At 70.8% G+C, this 16,477-nt stretch carries 16 protein-coding genes; 8 read left to right on the top strand and 8 right to left on the bottom strand.

All coding sequences use genetic code 11. The features are described from left to right. Positions 1–36: 36 nt before the first annotated feature. Both ACFYQ6_RS32015 and ACFYQ6_RS32010 read right to left on the bottom strand, forming a co-directional pair. Positions 37–2,421, bottom strand: coding sequence for an ATP-binding cassette domain-containing protein (locus ACFYQ6_RS32015; protein ID WP_388766345.1), 2,385 nt, complete (start codon positions 2,419–2,421; stop codon positions 37–39). A 117-nt stretch (positions 2,422–2,538) separates the two neighbouring features. Beyond that, positions 2,539–2,955 carry a VOC family protein gene (locus tag ACFYQ6_RS32010; protein WP_361582120.1) on the bottom strand — a complete coding sequence of 139 codons (417 nt, stop codon included), beginning with the start codon at positions 2,953–2,955 and terminating at the stop codon, positions 2,539–2,541. A gap of 147 nt (positions 2,956–3,102) precedes the next feature. Here ACFYQ6_RS32010 and ACFYQ6_RS32005 point away from each other — a divergent pair, with 147 nt between their 5' ends. Both ACFYQ6_RS32005 and ACFYQ6_RS32000 read left to right on the top strand, forming a co-directional pair. Continuing rightward, positions 3,103–3,597, top strand: coding sequence for a DUF6325 family protein (locus ACFYQ6_RS32005; protein WP_361582117.1), 495 nt, complete (start codon positions 3,103–3,105; stop codon positions 3,595–3,597). A gap of 104 nt (positions 3,598–3,701) precedes the next feature. Then, entirely contained in the window at positions 3,702–4,499 is a 798-nt protein-coding gene (locus ACFYQ6_RS32000) for a tyrosine-protein phosphatase (RefSeq protein WP_361582114.1), read from the top strand. A gap of 232 nt (positions 4,500–4,731) precedes the next feature. Here the strand turns inward: ACFYQ6_RS32000 and ACFYQ6_RS31995 are convergent, their stop codons facing one another. Beyond that, on the bottom strand, positions 4,732–5,331 hold the full coding sequence (locus ACFYQ6_RS31995) for a hypothetical protein (protein ID WP_361582111.1): 600 nt from the start codon (positions 5,329–5,331) through the stop codon (positions 4,732–4,734). Then, positions 5,328–5,903 carry a hypothetical protein gene (locus tag ACFYQ6_RS31990; protein ID WP_361582108.1) on the bottom strand — a complete coding sequence of 192 codons (576 nt, stop codon included), beginning with the start codon at positions 5,901–5,903 and terminating at the stop codon, positions 5,328–5,330. The genes ACFYQ6_RS31995 and ACFYQ6_RS31990 overlap by 4 nt, the downstream gene beginning before the upstream one ends. Before the next feature lie 303 nt (positions 5,904–6,206). On the opposite strand from ACFYQ6_RS31990, the gene ACFYQ6_RS31985 reads away from it, so the two are divergent. Continuing rightward, positions 6,207–6,698, top strand: a complete 492-nt coding sequence (locus ACFYQ6_RS31985) for a GNAT family N-acetyltransferase (protein ID WP_388766342.1) — start codon at positions 6,207–6,209, stop codon at positions 6,696–6,698. Between the two features lie 111 nt (positions 6,699–6,809). On the opposite strand, the gene ACFYQ6_RS31980 is transcribed toward ACFYQ6_RS31985, so the two are convergent. Further along, on the bottom strand, positions 6,810–7,196 hold the full coding sequence (locus ACFYQ6_RS31980; protein ID WP_361582102.1) for a VOC family protein: 387 nt from the start codon (positions 7,194–7,196) through the stop codon (positions 6,810–6,812). Positions 7,197–7,534: 338 nt separating this feature from the next. Here ACFYQ6_RS31980 and ACFYQ6_RS31975 point away from each other — a divergent pair, with 338 nt between their 5' ends. After that, positions 7,535–8,110: a DUF6328 family protein gene (locus ACFYQ6_RS31975; protein ID WP_361582099.1), complete on the top strand. Its 576-nt coding sequence runs from the start codon at positions 7,535–7,537 to the stop codon at positions 8,108–8,110. A 60-nt stretch (positions 8,111–8,170) separates the two neighbouring features. Here ACFYQ6_RS31975 and ACFYQ6_RS31970 read toward each other — a convergent pair whose 3' ends face one another. From ACFYQ6_RS31970 to ACFYQ6_RS31960, 3 genes are all read right to left on the bottom strand, one after another. Beyond that, positions 8,171–8,995, bottom strand: coding sequence for a VOC family protein (locus tag ACFYQ6_RS31970; protein WP_361582226.1), 825 nt, complete (start codon positions 8,993–8,995; stop codon positions 8,171–8,173). A 101-nt stretch (positions 8,996–9,096) separates the two neighbouring features. Next, the gene (locus ACFYQ6_RS31965; protein ID WP_361582096.1) at positions 9,097–10,017 is read right to left on the bottom strand and encodes a cation diffusion facilitator family transporter; all 921 of its coding nucleotides are present in this window, start codon (positions 10,015–10,017) and stop codon (positions 9,097–9,099) included. 26 nt (positions 10,018–10,043) lie between these two features. Beyond that, a complete protein-coding gene (locus ACFYQ6_RS31960) occupies positions 10,044–10,385 on the bottom strand; it encodes a DUF6479 family protein (protein ID WP_361582093.1) in 342 nt (113 codons plus the stop codon). Between the two features lie 488 nt (positions 10,386–10,873). Between ACFYQ6_RS31960 and fdh the strand changes: the two genes are divergently transcribed. Genes fdh through ACFYQ6_RS31940 form a run of 4 tightly spaced genes read left to right on the top strand, consistent with a single transcriptional unit; the run spans position 10,874 to position 16,444 of the window. Then, positions 10,874–14,146, top strand: coding sequence for a formate dehydrogenase (gene fdh, locus ACFYQ6_RS31955; protein WP_361582090.1), 3,273 nt, complete (start codon positions 10,874–10,876; stop codon positions 14,144–14,146). Beyond that, complete coding sequence (locus ACFYQ6_RS31950) at positions 14,143–15,042, top strand: 4Fe-4S dicluster domain-containing protein (protein WP_361582087.1); 900 nt, start codon at positions 14,143–14,145, stop codon at positions 15,040–15,042. Before fdh ends, ACFYQ6_RS31950 begins: the two co-directional genes overlap by 4 nt. Next, positions 15,039–16,034, top strand: coding sequence for an NrfD/PsrC family molybdoenzyme membrane anchor subunit (gene nrfD / locus ACFYQ6_RS31945; protein WP_361582084.1), 996 nt, complete (start codon positions 15,039–15,041; stop codon positions 16,032–16,034). The genes ACFYQ6_RS31950 and nrfD overlap by 4 nt, the downstream gene beginning before the upstream one ends. Positions 16,035–16,045: 11 nt before the next feature. Continuing rightward, a complete protein-coding gene (locus tag ACFYQ6_RS31940) occupies positions 16,046–16,444 on the top strand; it encodes a hypothetical protein (RefSeq protein WP_361582081.1) in 399 nt (132 codons plus the stop codon). Positions 16,445–16,477 lie beyond the last annotated feature (33 nt).

Raw genomic sequence — 16,477 nt, 5'->3', positions numbered from 1 at the left:
CCCTGCGAAGCAGGGGCGTTGGCGAGACGTCGCCGTTCAGGCGCCGACGTAGTCCGCGAGGTGCTTTCCGGTGAGGGTGGAGCGGGCCGCGACGAGATCGGCGGGCGTCCCCTCGAAGACGATCGTGCCGCCGTCGTGACCGGCCCCCGGACCGAGGTCGATGATCCAGTCGGCGTGCGCCATGACCGCCTGGTGGTGTTCGACCACGATGACCGACTTGCCGGAGTCGACGAGCCGGTCCAGCAGACCGAGCAACTGCTCGACATCGGCGAGGTGGAGGCCGGCGGTGGGCTCGTCCAGGACGTACACGCCGCCCTTCTCCGCCATGTGCGTGGCCAGCTTCAGTCGCTGGCGCTCGCCTCCGGACAACGTGGTGAGCGGCTGGCCGAGGCTCAGGTAGCCGAGCCCGACGTCCACGAGCCGGCCGAGAATACGGTGCGCGGCGGGCGTCGCCGCCTCGCCGGTACCGAAGAACTCCTCGGCCTCGGTCACCGGCATCGCGAGCACCTCGCTGATGTCGCGCCCGCCGAGGCGGTACTCCAGCACCGCGGGCTGGAACCGCTTCCCTTCGCAGTCGTCGCAGGTCGTGGAGACGCCGGCCATCATTCCCAGGTCGGTGTAGACGACTCCCGCGCCGTTGCACGTGGGGCAGGCGCCCTCGGAGTTGGCGCTGAACAGCGCGGGCTTCACGCCGTTGGCCTTCGCGAACGCCTTGCGGATCGGGTCCAGCAGCCCGGTGTAGGTGGCCGGGTTGCTCCGCCGCGAGCCCCGGATCGCACCCTGGTCGACCGAGACGACGTTCTCGCCCGCCGGGATCGACCCGTGCACGAGCGAGCTCTTGCCGGACCCGGCGACACCGGTGACGACGGCCAGGACCCCGAGGGGGATGTCGACGTCGACGTTCCGCAGGTTGTGTGCCGTCGCGCCGCGGATCTCCAGGGTGCCGGTGGGCTTGCGTACGGTCTCCTTGAGCGCGGCCCGGTCGTCGAAGTGGCGGCCGGTGACGGTGCCTCCCGCCCGTAGCCCCTCGACCGTGCCCTCGAAACAGACGGTGCCCCCCGCCGTACCCGCCGCCGGGCCGAGATCGACGACGTGGTCGGCGATCGCGATCGTCTCCGGCTTGTGCTCCACGACGAGCACCGTGTTGCCCTTGTCCCGGAGCCGCAGCAGCAGGTCGTTCATCCGCTGGATGTCATGGGGGTGCAGGCCGATGGTGGGCTCGTCGAAGACATAGGTGACATCGGTGAGCGAGGAGCCCAGGTGCCGGATCATCTTGACGCGCTGCGCCTCGCCGCCGGACAGGGTGCCCGAGGGGCGGTCGAGCGCGAGATAGCCGAGGCCGATCTCGACGAACGAGTCGAGGGTCTGCCCCAGCGCGGTGAGCAGTGGCGCGACCGTCGGCTCGTCGAGTCCCCGGACCCATTCGGCGAGGTCGCTGATCTGCATCGCGCACGCGTCGGCGATGCTGACGCCGCCGATCTTCGAGGACCTCGCCTCCTCGCTGAGCCGGGTGCCCTCGCACTCGGGGCAGGAGGTGAAGGTGACCGCCCGCTCGACGAACGCCCGGATGTGCGGCTGCATCGCGTCCTTGTCCTTGGACAGGAACGACTTCTGGATCTTGGGGATCAGTCCTTCGTACGTGAGGTTGACGCCCTCGACCTTCACCTTGACCGGCTCGTGGTGGAGGAAGTCCTGCATCTCCTTCTTGGTGAACTTGCTGATCGGCTTGTCCGGGTCGAGGAAGCCCGACTCGGCGTAGAGCCGCACGGTCCAGAAGCTGTCCGACTTCCAGCCGGGGATGGTGAAGGCGCCCTCGGAGATCGACTTCGAGTCGTCGTAGAGCTGGGTGAGGTCGATGTCGGAGACCGAGCCGCGTCCCTCGCACCGCCCGCACATGCCGCCGGTGCGGTTGAAGGTCGCCTTCACCGTCTTCTTGTTGCCCCGCTCGACGGTGATCGCCCCGCTGGCGCGCACCGAGGGGACGTTGAAGGCGTACGCGCCGGGCGGGCCGATGTGCGGCGCGCCCAGCCGGCTGAAGAGGATGCGCAGCATCGCGTTGGCGTCGGTGACCGTGCCCACGGTCGACCGGGGGTCCGCACCCAGCCGCTGCTGGTCGACGATGATCGCTGTCGTCAGGCCTTCGAGTACGTCGACCTCGGGGCGGGCGAGCGTCGGCATGAAGCCCTGCACGAAGGCGCTGTAGGTCTCGTTGATCATCCGCTGCGACTCCGCGGCGATGGTGCTGAAGACCAGTGAACTCTTGCCCGAACCCGAGACGCCGGTGAACACCGTCAGCCTGCGCTTCGGGATCTCTACGCTGACGTCCTTCAGATTGTTCACACGCGCGCCGTGCACGCGGATCAGATCGTGGCTGTCGGCAACATGCAGCGCGGGCGACTGCGTGTTCGTCCTCGTGGCCATGCTCGTCGTGTCTCCATCTGTTACGCGGGCCGCTCGCGCGGTCGCCTGCTGCGTCGCCGGCGCGTGCGCGGCGACGGTCGTTTGTCTACCAGATCGGTCGTGCGGAACGGGGCGTTCTCAGGAACGGGGCTGGCTGAAGCGCAGCATGTTGCCCGCGGGGTCGCGGAAGGCGCAGTCTCGGACGCCGTACGGCTGGTCCACCGGCTCCTGGAGCACCTCGCCTCCCGCAGCGCTGATGCGCGCGAAGGTGGCGTCGCAGTCGTCCGTGCGGAAGATGACACCGCGCAGCATCCCCTTGCGCAGCAGATCCGCAACTGCTGCCCGGTCGGCGGCCGATGCGCCGGGATCGGCGAGCGGCGGTTCGAGGACGATCTCCACGTCGGGCTGCGACGGAACGCCGACGGTCACCCATCGCATCCCCTCGAACCCGACATCGTTACGCACCTCCAGGCCCAGAACGTCGCGGTAGAAGGTGAGTGCCCTGTTGTCGTGGTCGTCGACGGCGATGAAGCACGTCGAAAGCGTGAGGTCCATGCGATCGACGCTACGGGCGGGGGTCTGCTCGCGCTTCTCGATTCCTGACCGGCCTCGGGAGAGGTTCGCCATCATTTTTCACAGTGCGTCACTGAATGACCGAAGTTAAGCTGCATTCGACCCAGCACCGCAGGGGAAGGACGCACCGTGGCCGTGGGACCCGTGGAGTACCTCGTCGTCACCTTTCCCGGGGGCCGCTTCGCCGACGCGATCGCGCCCGTACTGGCCGACGCCGTCGCCTCGGAGGCGGCACGCATCCTCGACCTGACGTTCGCCCGCAGAACGGCGGCCGGCCCCCTCGAGCGCGTGGACCTGCGCGAGATGGACCCCGAAGGACTGCTCTCGTTCGAGCCGTCGAAGGCCGGAGAAGCCGGCCTGCCGCAGATCACGGACCTCGATGCACTGGAACGCCTGTCGGAGGGGGACTCCGCGGCGCTGATCGTGTGGGAGGACCTGTGGTCGGTCCCTCTCACCCGTGCGGTCCAAGAGGCGGGCGGAAGGCTCCTGGCACACGAGCGCGTCCCGGCGGACGGCGGCGACGACGTCATCACCCTTCTCGAAAGGCTTGCCGCGCTGAGGCAGCAGGGTGCGCTCACCGAGGCGGAGTTCGCCGCACAGAAGACCAGGATCCTCGCCGACTGATCCCTCGTCGGCCCATGGTCCACGTTTCCTTTGTCGATGCACGCACGCCGTGCGACGTTGATTCCGACCTGCAGTTCTGTCTGTCGGGAAAGAGGCATTTCATCGTGCAGACCGCCCGCGCAGTCCCCGCAGCCACCGTCGTCAACCTGCGTGATCTGGGCGGCATCGCCCTGGGGCGCACCCACCGCCTGAGGCAGGGAATCCTTCTGCGTTCAGGCCAGCTGAGCGATTTCGACGCCGATCACGACATGGCGGTGGCCGCTCTCGGTATCCGTACGGTCGTCGACCTGCGGACCGCCGACGAGCGCCAGTGGGCGCCCGACCGGCTGCCGCCGGGAGCCCGGCTCTTCGTCGCCGACGTCCTCGGCGACAACCCGGGCGTGGCGCCGGCGCGGATCAAGGCTCTGCTCGGTGACCCGGACGGGGCAGCGAGCCTGCTCGGCGGGGGCAAGGCCGAGGAGCTGTTCGCCCAGACGTACCGGAAGATGGTGCTCTCGCCGGGGGCCGCGGCGGCCTACCGGGCCTTCCTGGACACGGCTGCGGATCCGCGGGCGAGGCCGCTGCTCTTCCACTGCGCGACCGGCAAGGGCCGTACGGGATGGGCCGCCGCGCTGCTGCTGATGACGGCGGGCGCCTCACGCGAGGTCGTACGCGCGGAGTTCATCGGTGTGAACCGGGCGGTGCGCGCGGCCTTCGGGCCTGCGCTGCGGCGCTTCCTCGACGCGGGCGGGGACCCGGACATCGCGTCCGCGGTCGTCGACGCCCGGCCGCGGTACCTGGAGGCGGCCCTGGACGCCATGGACGAGCGCTGGGGAGGGCTCGACGGCTACCTCACCAAGGCCCTGCGCCTGCCTCCTGCGGTGGCCGAGCGGCTGCGCGCGGATCTGACGGTGCCGGTCTGACGTCCCGGCGTCCGTACGGTTCCCGGCGATCCCGTCCCGAGGTCCCGGCGAAAGGCCGTGGCGCGAGCGGCCCGAGGGCGTCGCGACGTCGAGACGTGCCGAGTGTGCGGAGTGCCGCCGGTGCAGAGGGGCTGACGGTTCCGAGGTGCTGACTGTCTGCCGGACGCGAGCCGGCCCGGTGCGCAGTCCTTCAGGACTGCGCACCGGGCCGGCGTGCGAGGGGCCGTGCCTCTCAGATCTTCAGCAGCTGCTCGCTGATGTCGCGGTAGTGCTGAAGCGCCACACGCAGCTCCTCCGTCTGTGCCTCGGTGTCCTGCTCGCGCCATTCGGCCCGCAGGGCCCGCCGGCGTTCCGCGAGTGCCTCGGTCAGGCCGGCGACGATCTCGTCGAACGTGCTCTCCGCCTCTTCCACCGCCCGGCGCGGGTTCTCGACGAAGTCGGTGACCGCGTGCCGCATGCGGAGGGCCAGTTCTTCCTGGTCGCCCTTGGGGACCAGGGGCGAGCCGGTAGCCGCGGACCGCTGGACCTCGGGAGCCGTCCGGGCAGCGGGAGCCGCCGTGGTGGCGGGAGTCGTCCGGGCGCCGGGAGCCGGCGGGGTGGCGGGGGCCGTCCGGGGAGCGGCCGGAACCCCGGTGGTGTCCACGTCCGCGCCCCTCGGCTTCGTCTCCCGCTCGGCGCCGGACGTGGTTCCTGTTGCCGCCGCAGAAGCCGCGGAAGTCCTCTCCGGCGCCGTCGTCCCGGCGGTCGTGCCGCGCGGGGTCTCCGGGTCGCCGGTGCGCCGGGGCTTCTCGGCGGAGACGGCTTCTGTCGTGCGTCCGATGTGGTCCGTCATGCTGATGCACTGCCTTTCGCCTCGTGCCGGCCGGTCCGGGCCGGCGCATCCGGTGCGTCCGCGAGAAGTACGTCGAAGAGTGCGCGGGACTCGAGCAGAGCCTTCCGCATCTCCTCAGTGCCGCCCTGGCCGCGTACGGCCGTGTGCACCTTGCGGTAGCCGCCGACCTGCTCGGCGTGGTGGACCGAGAGGGCGGCCGTCTGCTCCTCGAAATCGCCGCCGTCCGGGAAGCCACGGTCACGGGCCAGCTGGGCCAGAAGCGCGTCGGCCTCGACGACCGCGTCCCGGGGGGAGTCGATGAACCGTTCCCGCACCTCGGCCCAGCGGCGGGCGTACTCCGCGTGGGCCTCCGGGCTCAGGGGCTGCTCCGACAGGGAGCCGTGCAGCTTCACCCGCTCGGACAGCTCGTGCTCGGCAGCCTTCGTGTCCCCGTCGTGACGGGCCACCACGCGGTCGTACTCGGGGCCGAAGCGGCGCCGGAGCCCATGACCGCCGGTCCCTCGGCCGCGCACGAGGAAGAGTACGAGCGCTGCCACCAGGACGACGGCAACGATGATCACCACGGTCGTCATGGCTGACACTCCCGTCGGTTCGCGGTGGGTGCGTCGTGCTGTTCCACTCCCGTCAACTCCTTCCGTTCGGGGCCCGGTTCGACTGCCGCCGGGCTGTCTGCACCAGCCGTGTACCCCCTCGATGCCGTTCGAGGCAGAAAATTTCGCGGGCGACGTGGAGTGGCCGGTTCCGTAGGCGTGGGGCGAGGGCGGGCCAGTTCATTCGGGCCCGCGGGCGTCGGCGAGCGGAGGGGAGCGGCGCTCCGAGCCGGTGCGGATCGGTGCGGGATGTGTGGAGCTCACGGAGTGCGTAATACTCGCACCATGAGATCGAGCGTTACGCGAGTCCGGGCGACCCGGGCCGGCGAGGTGCGGGTGCGGCGCGCCGTGGCCCGGGACGCCAAGCGGCTGACCCGCCTGGTCACCTCGTCCCGCGCCTACGAGGGCCCGTACGCGCCCATGGTCGCCGGATACAGGGTCGGTCCCGACTACATCGAGGCTCACGCCGTTCATGTGGCCGTCGACGACGAGCGGGTGCTCGGTTTCTACGCGCTGGTCCTGTCCCCGCCGGAGCTCGACCTGATGTTCGTCGCGGACGATGCCCAGGGCCGGGGGATCGGGCGCCTGCTCATCGCTCACCTGCGTGACGAGGCGCGCCGGGCGGGCCTGGCGGCCGTACGCGTCGTCGCCCACCCGCCGGCCGAGAGCTTCTACCTCGGCGTGGGCGCCGAGCGCACCGGCACCGTCCACGCCCGCCCGCCCGCAGTGATGTGGGACCGGCCCGAGCTGCACCTCACGGTCGGCGGCGCGCACTGAACCGCCTGGCCCGGCCGGACGTCCGGCCGGGCCACGCGAGGTGCGGAAGGGCAGGGCTTACGCCCAGCCGCCGTACGGGCGGGGCCTATGCCCAGCCCGTACGGGCGGGGCCTATGCCCAGCCGCCGTACGGACGGGTGATGAGCTCCATCCCGTGGCCGCTGGGGTCGGGGAAGTACACCCCGCGCCCACCGTCGTTGTGGTTGATTTCGCCCCGGTGCTTCATGTGGGGGTCTGCGTAGTAGGGGAGACCCTGTTCCCGGATCCGCTCGAAGGCCGTGTCGAACTCCGCCTCCGAGATCAGGAACGCGTAATGCTGCACGGTGATCGACTCGGCGGGCACGGTCGCGAAGTCCAGCGTGACGCCGTTCGCGAGGTCCACCGGAATGAAGGGTCCCCACTCGGTTCCGGTGGTGAGACCCAGGACGTGCGCCAGGAAATCGGCGGACTCCCGGTTGTCCCGGCAATGAACGATGGTGTGATTCAACTCGACAGACACTGTGGAATGCCTCCAGCAGGCATCTCACGGGCTACCTCCACGCCTCACCCAGCCGGTGACCGACGCGCGATGCCGTACGAAGAGCCTAGGCGAGTTGTCACGGTGCGTCGAGGGCCTGGCCCCGGGTCGGGGAGCTGACCCGACGCGGCGGGGGCACGGCCCGGGTCCGTCGGTGGCCGTGGTCCTTCCCCTCGGTGGTGTGGTGGATTCTTCGGCGGCTGCCACCATGGAGTGCATCGGTGACCGCGTTGCTCGGCGACTGCCCGGGAGCACGAGGACAGCGATTCACCACGGCTTCTCGGGGCACCAGTACCACCTCGACGAGGTGGGAGGCATCGATGGGACGGACATCGGCGGACGACGGCAAGGGCCGGACCTGGACGAATCCGCGCAGCGGACGCCAGGAGACGGAGGAGGAGCGCGCGGACCGGCAGTGGGGCGAGCTCCTGCAAGAACTCCGCGTGGCTCAGACCGGTGTGCAGATCCTCTTCGGATTCCTGCTCGCGGTGGTCTTCCAGCCCCGCTTCGCCGACCTCTCCACCGTTGACCGGAACATCTACGTCGTGACCGTCATGCTGGGGTCGGCGACCGCCGCCGCGCTGATAGGGCCCGTGTCGTACCACCGGCTGCTCACCGGCCGCCGGATGAAGCCGCAGACGGTCACCTGGGCCTCACGCCTGACGAAGCTGGGGCTCGGTCTGCTCTTCTGCACGATGTGCAGCACCTTGCTGCTCATCCTCCGGGTGGCCCTTCACAACGTCGCGGCGCTCTGGCTGGTGGGCGTGATGGCCCTGTGGTTCCTGGTCTGCTGGTTCGTCTTCCCGCTCTGGGCCATAGCCAGGGGCGACGGCCGGCCCCCCGCCGAGGCCCCCGACGCCTCGGACGACGACAGTGACGAGGGCGGCCGTTCCTGATCAGGTGGCGCCGTTCCTGATCAGGCCGCGGGGGAGCAGGTCAGGTCGCGGGGGAGCGGGTCAGTCGTCGTCGTTCGCGGGGCTGCGTACGTCCGTCACGGTGAACAGGGCGCCGTCCGGATCCCGTAGCGTGGCCTCGCTCCCCTGGGGAACGTCACGCCGCTCCATGAGGCTCCCGCCGTGCCGCTCCGCGGTGAGCACCGTCGCCTCCACGTCGGTGACCGGGAACTGCACCTGCCAGTGCGGGCGCACCTGCGGGTCGGGGGCCGACTCGACCGCGCCGGAGCTGATCCGGGCCAGCGGACGCCCGTTGCAGCGCACGAGCACCTCTTCCTTGACGTACGCCACCTCGCAGCCGCCGGACTCGCCGGTCTCCCAGCCGAGCACCTCGCCGTAGAAGATCGCCGCGTCGAAGGCGTCCCGGGTGCGCAGCCGGAGCCATGCGTGGGCGCGGTTCCCGGTCGGGGCGAGGGTGGCGGCGCGTCCCGTCCACTCCCAGATGCCGAAGGACGCGCCGTCCCGGTCGGCGGCCAGGACGGCGCGGCCCTGCCCGACCGTCAGGGGGCCCACGGCCACGGTGCCGCTGCGTTCACGGATGCGGCCCGCGACGAGATCGGCGTCCGGGACGGAGAAGTACGGCATCCAGGCCACGGCCACCTGGTAGGCGGAGGCCACCGCGCCGATCCCGGCCGCCGGCACGCCGTCGGAGCGTGCCATGACGAAGTCCCTGCCCAGCGGGCCCCGGCGGAACGTCCACCCCAGGACGGCGCCGTAGAAGCGCTGTGCGCCCTCGAGTTCGCGAGTGACCAGATGGACCCAGCAGGGGGCAGTCGCACCGCTCAGCACTGCCGGTTCCGGCACGGTCCGCGGTTCGCCAGGGTTCATGGTCCACTGCCTTCGGTTCTGCGGCATGACTTCTTCGGTGCCGCGCGGCCAGGACCAGCCTCATGCGCGCCGCCCACTCCCGCAACACGCGGGGCGTGCGATCAGACCCCGCCCCGGGGCGGCGCGTTCGTGATGTCGAGGAAGACGTGCTCGGCCTCCGGCCAGCTGCGGGCGATCGACCCCTTGAGCCGTACGGAGACCTGTTCGACCTCTTCGCTGTCGATGCCGGGCGCCAGGTCGACCCGGGCCGCGACCAGGACCGAATCGAGGCCGAGCCCCATGGTGAACAGGGCCGCGACGTTGTCGATCTCGGGCTGGGAGGTGAGGAACTGCTGCACGCCGCTGCGGAGCTCGGGGTCGGCCGACTCCCCGATCAGGCGGTCGCGGGCGTCCCTGCCGAGCCGGAAGGCGACGTAGACCAGCAGCAGGCCGATTCCCATGGAGGCCGACGCCTCCCAGACGACGTCCCCCGTGACGAGGTGCAGCACCATGCCGGCCATGGCCAGCAGCACGCCCAGTACGGCTGTGCTGTCCTCGGCGACGACGGTTCGCAACGCGGGGTCGCGAGCGGCCCCGGAACTCCGCTCACCGCGGAGCTGCACCAGTGCGCGGACGAGGGAAGCCCCTTCCGCGAGGAAGGCGATCCCGAGAACGATCAGGCCGGCCGTGTAGCCGTCCGGCGACTCCTGCTCGTCCCGGCTCAGTGCCGCGAAGCCCTGGTAGAACGAGAAGCAGCCGCCCACCACGAAGATGCCGACGGCTGCGAGCAGGGACCAGAAATAGCGCTCCTTGCCGTACCCGAAGGGGTGACGGGCGTCGGCAGGGCGGCGGCTGCGCCGCAGAGCGGCGAGCAAAAAGACCTCGTTCACGCTGTCGGCCACCGAGTGGGCGGCCTCGGACAGGAGGGCGGGGGACCCCGAGAGGAATCCCCCTGCCCCCTTGGCCACTGCGATGACGAGATTGGCGGCGAGCGCGACCAGGACCGTGATCCGGGTCCTGTGATCGGACTTCGACCGGTTCATGTACCCCCCATCCGTTGGCGCCGACCTCAGTCGCGCGGTCGCTCGGTGTCGGGCGGAATCACCTCATTACCGTGGCTTCCGAGTTCGTACGGTGACAGTGCGTGGCCGTTCTCGGGGAAGCTGTCCGAGCTGCCGTGCTTGCCGCTTTCCTGGATCTCCGTGCGGTGGTCAGGGCGGGGCGGCTGCTCCTCGGGGCGCGGGGGCCGTGACTCCTTGTCCCGGCGCCTCATCCCGAACCAGAAACCACCGATCAGCAGAAGCACCACGGCCAGGCCGACGATGCCGATGATCACGCCCACCGCACCCGGCCCTCCGTCGGCTCCGCCGGTGGTGGCGAGCGATTCCCATGCTCCGTTCTTTACGTCCATGCATGGCGCATACCCCGGGGAAACGATCGCAGACAGCCAATGGTATGAATTCATGTTTTATGGCGATGTCACGGTAAATGCGTTTCATATGGTTCAAATCGGCTACACGATGATGACTGGGCAGGTTCTTGCCGAGGACGCGGCCGTCCCCGCCGCGACCGTCCCCGCCGTGAGCCGGCCCGGAGAGTGTCACCCCTGAGGACGCCACCCCGGAAGGACGCGTCGCAGAAAGGGGCAGCCTCCCCTTCCTCCGCCGTCCGTGATCACCGCTTCCCCCCTCGGCTTCCCCGGGTCGCGCGCTGCACGCCCGCTCCGTGCCGGAGGCTCGCTGCTCCCGGGGTGCCCGCCAGATGTTTCCGCCCGGCACATCGGGTAGGCGGCTCGCTGAGGCTCCTCCCGCGGAGCCGGAGCCGGTGGCGCTCGTGTCGCCGACAGGCTGTCGTGGGGTGAGCCTGGAGTTCAGTCACCGGACCGCTGGAAGGAACGCGATGGGAGTACGCGAATCGCTCGGCCGCTGGCCCGCGTTCCGACAGCTGACCGGGGGTGATCCTCTGGGCAGAGGCCGAGCGGTGATGTCGCCGGGGACGGAGGCGACCACGCCCCGCACGGCCACGGCCGACCGGGTCGTGAAATCCGTCTGCCCGTACTGCGCGGTGGGCTGCGGTCAGCAGGTGTACGTCAAGGACGACAAGGTCGTCCAGATCGAGGGCGACCCCGATTCGCCGGTCAGCCGCGGCAGGCTGTGCCCCAAGGGTTCCTCGACACTCCAGCTCACCACCGGGCCGGCCCGCCGCCACCAGGTGCTCTACCGGCGCCCGTACGGGGCCGACTGGGAGCCCCTCGATCTGGAGACGGCGATGGACATGGTCGCGGACCGTGTCATCGAGACCCGGCGCCGTACCTGGCAGTGGGAGCACGACGGTCTGCGCACGGCACGGACCCTCGGCATCGCCAGCCTCGGCGGAGCGACGCTGGACAACGAGGAGAACTACCTGATCAAGAAGCTCTTCACGGGCCTCGGCGTCGTCCAGGTGGAGAACCAGGCACGGGTCTGCCACAGCTCCACCGTGGCGGGCCTCGGCACCTCGTTCGGTCGTGGCGGAGCAACCACCTTCATGCAGGATCTCCAGCACTCCGACTGCATCATCATCCAGGGTTCGAACTTCGCCGAGGCCCACCCGGTCGGCTTCCAGTGGGTGATGGAGGCCAAGGCCCGGGGCGCCCGGATCATCCATGTGGACCCCCGGTTCACCCGCACGAGCGCTCTCGCGGATCTGTTCGTCCCCCTCCGCGCCGGCAGCGACATCGCGTTCCTCGGGGCCGTCATCAATTACGTACTCACGGAGGAGAAGGACTTCCGTGAGTACGTCCTCGCCTACACCAACGCCGCCACGCTGGTCGGCGACGACTTCCAGGACACCGAGGACCTGGACGGAGTCTTCTCCGGGCTGGACGAGGAGCGCGGCCACTACGACCCCCGCAGCTGGCAGTACCGCGACGCCGAGATGCAGGCGCCCGCAGGCGACGTCGACGAGCAGTACGAGGACCGGGCGGGCACCGGAGCGGCGCAGGAACGGATCCACTCCGCAGCCCCGTCCGAGGCCCATGGCTCGGGCGGCCCGCAGGCCGAGGCATGGCCTCCGCGGGACGAGACCCTGAGCGACCCCCGGTGCGTCTACCAGGTCCTCAAGCGCCACTACGCCCGCTACACCCCCGAGATGGTCGAGGAGATCTGCGGGGTGAAACGCGAGCAGTTCCTGGAGGTCTGCGAGGCGCTGACCGCCAACTCCGGCCGGGACCGCACCTCCGCCTTCGTGTACGCCGTCGGCTGGACCCAGCACACCACGGGCGCCCAGTGCATCCGCGCGGCTAGCGTCCTCCAACTGCTCCTGGGCAACATCGGACGGCCCGGCGGCGGTATCCAGGCCCTGCGCGGGCACGCGTCGATCCAGGGCTCCAGCGACATTCCCACCCTGTTCAACCTGCTGCCCGGCTATCTGCCGATGCCGCACGCCCACGCCCACGAGAACCTGGACGCCTTCATCCGGGCGAGCCGCACCGACAAGGGCTTCTGGGGCAACATGCGGGCCTACTTCGTCAGCCTGCTCAAGTCCTACTACGGCGACGCCGCGACCGCGGAGAACGACTTCTGCTTCGACCACCTGCCCCGGCTCACCGGCCCCCACGGCACCTACGAAACGGTGATGGCGCAGCTGGCCGGGGAGTGCAAGGGCTACTTCCTCATGGGCGAGAACCCAGCCGTCGGCTCCGCCAACACCCGGCTGCAGCGGCTCGGCATGGCGCAGCTCGAATGGCTGGTCGTCCGCGACTTCTCGCTCATCGAGTCCGCCACCTGGTGGCAGGACGGCCCTGAGACGGAGACCGGGGAGATGACCACGGAGGAGATCGGCACCGAGGTCTTCTTCTTCCCGGCCGCTGCGCACACCGAGAAGTCCGGCTCCTTCACCAACACCAACCGCTGGCTCCAATGGCACCACGCGGCCGTGGAACCCGAGGGGGACGCGCGCAGCGACCTCTGGTTCACCTACCACTTGGGCCGCCGCATCAAGGAACGGCTCGCCGCGTCCGAAGACCCCATGGACCGGGCCGTCCAGGACCTCACCTGGGACTATCCCGTCGACGGGCCGCTCGCGGAACCGGTCTCGGCAGCGGTCCTGGCGGAGATCAACGGCCACGGCCCTGACGGCGCCCCGCTCTCCGCCTACACCGAGCTCAAGGACGACGGTTCGACCAGGTGCGGCTGCTGGATCTACTGCGGGGTGTACGCGGACGGCGTCAACCAGGCCGCCCGCCGCAAGCCCCACGGCGAGCAGGACTGGGTGGCGGCCGAATGGGCCTGGGCCTGGCCCGCCAACCGGCGCATCCTCTACAACCGGGCCTCCGCCGCCCCCGACGGCGCCCCGTGGAGCGACCGCAAGGCGTACATCTGGTGGGACGAGGCCGAGGGCCGCTGGACCGGGTACGACGTCCCCGACTTCGTGCCCGACCGTGCTCCCGGCCACGTGCCCGCGCCGGGAGCGAAGGGGCCCGACGCGCTGCGCGGTGACGACCCGTTCATCATGCAGGCCGACGGCAAGGGCTGGCTGTACGCCCCGGCGGGCCTCGAGGACGGCCCCCTCCCCACGCACTACGAGCCGCAGGACTCACCCTTCACCAACGCGCTCCACCCCTCCCGCTCCCGCTCACCCGTGCGGCATCTGCATCCGCACGAGGGCAACCGCTACCACCCGAGCGGAGAGGAGCCGGGCGCGGACGTGTACCCGTACATCGTCACCACCCACCGGCTCACCGAGCACTTCACGGCAGGCGGGATGAGCCGGTGGTCGCCCTATCTGTCGGAGCTCCAGCCGGAGTTCTTCTGCGAGGTGTCGCCGCAGCTCGCCGAGGAAAGAGGGCTCGAGCACGGCGGCTGGGCGACGATCGTCACGGCGCGCAACGCCGTGGAGGCCCGCGTCATGGTGACCCGCCGGATCACACCTCTGACCGTCGGGGGCCGGACCGTGCACCAGATCGGCCTGCCCTTCCACTGGGGCCCCAACGGGATCGCCACCGGTGACGCGGCCAACGAGCTGGTGGCCATCGCCCTCGACCCCAACGGCTTGATCCAGGAGGACAAGGCGCTCACCGCCGACATCCGCCCCGGACGCAGGCCCCGGGGCCCCGCACTGCCCGAACTCGTCGCGGAGTACCGCCGCCGCGCGGGGATCACGGAGACCACCGGAACGCGGGAGGAGACATGAACAACCGCTTCTTCAGCGGGCCGGAGCCGGACCCGGCGGGCGACGCCGGTCACGAGGACGCCCCGCCGCGCGCCGGATTCTTCACCGACACCTCCGTCTGCATCGGCTGCAAGGCCTGCGAGGTCGCCTGCAAGGAGTGGAACGCCCTCCCCGAGGACGGGCTTTCACTGACCGGTATGTCGTACGACAACACCGCCGGGCTCGGCGCCTCCACGTGGCGGCACGTCGCCTTCATCGAGCAGGCCGTGCCCGCCGGACGTACGGAACTGCCGCTCGTCGAGCCGGATCCGGGGCCGGCGGACGGCACCGGAATGCGCTGGCTGATGTCCTCGGACGTCTGCAAGCACTGCACCCACGCCGCGTGTCTGGACGTGTGTCCCACGGGCTCGCTGTTCCGCACGGAGTTCGGCACGGTCGTCGTGCAGGAGGACATCTGCAACGGCTGCGGATACTGCGTGCCCGCCTGCCCGTACGGGGTCATCGAGCAACGTCCCACGGACGGACGGGTGTTCAAGTGCACCATGTGCTACGACCGGCTCGGGGCGGGGCAGGAACCCGCCTGCGCCAAGGCGTGCCCCACCGAGTCCATCCAGTTCGGCCCGCTCGACGAACTGCGGGAGCGCGCGGCGCTCCGGGTGGACCAGCTGCACACGGCCGGAGTCACCGAGGCGCGGCTGTACGGCCACGATCCGGACGACGGGGTCGGCGGGGACGGCGCCTTCTTCCTCCTCCTCGACGAACCCGAGGTGTACGGACTGCCCCCGGACCCCGTGGTCACCACCCGGGACCTGCCCGCCATGTGGGCACACGCCGGTGTCGCCGCCCTGTCCCTGGCCGCCGGTGCCGCCCTGTCCTTCGCGCTACCCGCACTCACCCGAAGGAGTGGGCGGACATGAGCCCTCGAACGACCAGGAACGGGAAGGGCCGTGAGGAGTTCGTCTCGTACTACGGGCGCCCCGTCATCAAGGCCCCGTCGTGGTCGGCACAGGACATCGCCGGCTACTTCTTCCTCGGCGGCCTCGCGGGCGCGGGCTCCGTCCTCGCCGCCGGCGCCCAGCTGACCGGCCGCGACACCACGGCGACGGCCCTGAAGATGTCCTCGCTCGCGGCCGTCGGCCTCTCGGCGGCCGCCCTCGTCCACGACCTCGGCAGGCCGTCGCGCTTCGCCCACATGCTCCGCGTCTTCAAACCGACCTCCCCGATGAGCATGGGTTCCTGGCTGCTCTCCGCCTACGGACCGGCCGCCGGTACCGCCGCGTTCACCGCGGTGACCGGCCGGATGCCCAGGACCGGCGCGGCGGCCACGACAGCCGCCGGCCTGCTGGGCACCGGCCTGGCCACGTACACCGCGGTCCTGGCAGCCGACACGGCCGTACCCGCGTGGCACGGCGCGCACCGCGAACTCCCGTACCTCTTCGCGGCATCGGCGACCGCCGCTGCCGCCGGCATGGCCCTGGTCGCCGCGCCCCTCCGCGAGAACGCGCCGGCCCGCTGCGCCTCGGCGCTCGCCGCCGTCGCGGACTTCGCCGCGAGCCGGGCGGTGGAACGGCGGCTGGGAAGCGTCGCGGTGACGTACAGGGAGGGCAAGGCCGGGACGCTCATGCGCGCCGCACGCGGTCTCACCGCCGCGGGAGCCGCGGCGGCCCTCCTCCTCGGGCACCGCAGCCGTCCCGCCGCGGCGGGAGCCGGCCTCGCGCTGCTCGCGGGCTCGGCCTGCACACGCTTCGGGGTGTTCGCCGCGGGAATCGCCTCCGCCGAGGACCCCGTACACACGATCGCTCCCCAGCGGGAGGCGGCCCGGCAACGGGCCGAGCACACGCCGGACGCGGAGCGAGCGGCGCACACACAGGACGCAGGACACGCGGAGCGCTCCGAGCGCTCCCGGTGAAAGGAATCAGGGTGAACAGCAGCACGCAGGGACAGACCCACGAACACCAGGAGAGCGGTGACGTCGTCGTCGCGGTGACCGGATGCCCGAAGGAGGACGCCCGCACCGTGTTCGACGTGCTGCGCCGCTCGTTCGACTCCGACCGCCCGGCGAGCGACGCCCCCGAGGAGGCGTCGGAGACACGCCCCACCGTGTGGACGGCGACCGTCGACGTCAGCGAGACCAAGGCCGGGACGGGACCCGCCCGGCTCTCGGCGCCCGTGACGGTCGAGGCGCAGGGCGGTTACTGGGCGGTCGGCCGCCTGAAGGAGCACCTCGAGGACGCCTTCGCCGTACGCGTCGTCGGCACAGCGGCCGGCGACCAGGAGCAGGAGATCCAGCTGCGGCTGGAGAGCCACCGCACCGCCTGACCCAGCCGCACCACCCGAACCCGGAAGGTACGC

It is taken from the genome of Streptomyces sp. NPDC005494 (assembly GCF_042872025.1).
Taxonomy (GTDB): Bacteria; Actinomycetota; Actinomycetes; order Streptomycetales; family Streptomycetaceae; genus Streptomyces.
Note: the sequence above shows the minus strand (reverse complement) of the source record. Positions and strands in the feature narration are given on the sequence as shown.

Coding starts and splice junctions, on each gene's coding strand:
- ACFYQ6_RS32015 (WP_388766345.1), bottom strand. CDS start 2,421: ATGGCCACGAGGACGAACACGCAGTCGCCCGCGCTGCATGTTGCCGAC.
- ACFYQ6_RS32010 (WP_361582120.1), bottom strand. CDS start 2,955: ATGGACCTCACGCTTTCGACGTGCTTCATCGCCGTCGACGACCACGAC.
- ACFYQ6_RS31995 (WP_361582111.1), bottom strand. CDS start 5,331: ATGACGGACCACATCGGACGCACGACAGAAGCCGTCTCCGCCGAGAAG.
- ACFYQ6_RS31990 (WP_361582108.1), bottom strand. CDS start 5,903: ATGACGACCGTGGTGATCATCGTTGCCGTCGTCCTGGTGGCAGCGCTC.
- ACFYQ6_RS31985 (WP_388766342.1), top strand. CDS start 6,207: ATGAGATCGAGCGTTACGCGAGTCCGGGCGACCCGGGCCGGCGAGGTG.
- ACFYQ6_RS31975 (WP_361582099.1), top strand. CDS start 7,535: ATGGGACGGACATCGGCGGACGACGGCAAGGGCCGGACCTGGACGAAT.
- ACFYQ6_RS31970 (WP_361582226.1), bottom strand. CDS start 8,995: ATGAACCCTGGCGAACCGCGGACCGTGCCGGAACCGGCAGTGCTGAGC.
- ACFYQ6_RS31965 (WP_361582096.1), bottom strand. CDS start 10,017: ATGAACCGGTCGAAGTCCGATCACAGGACCCGGATCACGGTCCTGGTC.
- ACFYQ6_RS31960 (WP_361582093.1), bottom strand. CDS start 10,385: ATGGACGTAAAGAACGGAGCATGGGAATCGCTCGCCACCACCGGCGGA.
- fdh (WP_361582090.1), top strand. CDS start 10,874: ATGGGAGTACGCGAATCGCTCGGCCGCTGGCCCGCGTTCCGACAGCTG.
- ACFYQ6_RS31950 (WP_361582087.1), top strand. CDS start 14,143: ATGAACAACCGCTTCTTCAGCGGGCCGGAGCCGGACCCGGCGGGCGAC.
- nrfD (WP_361582084.1), top strand. CDS start 15,039: ATGAGCCCTCGAACGACCAGGAACGGGAAGGGCCGTGAGGAGTTCGTC.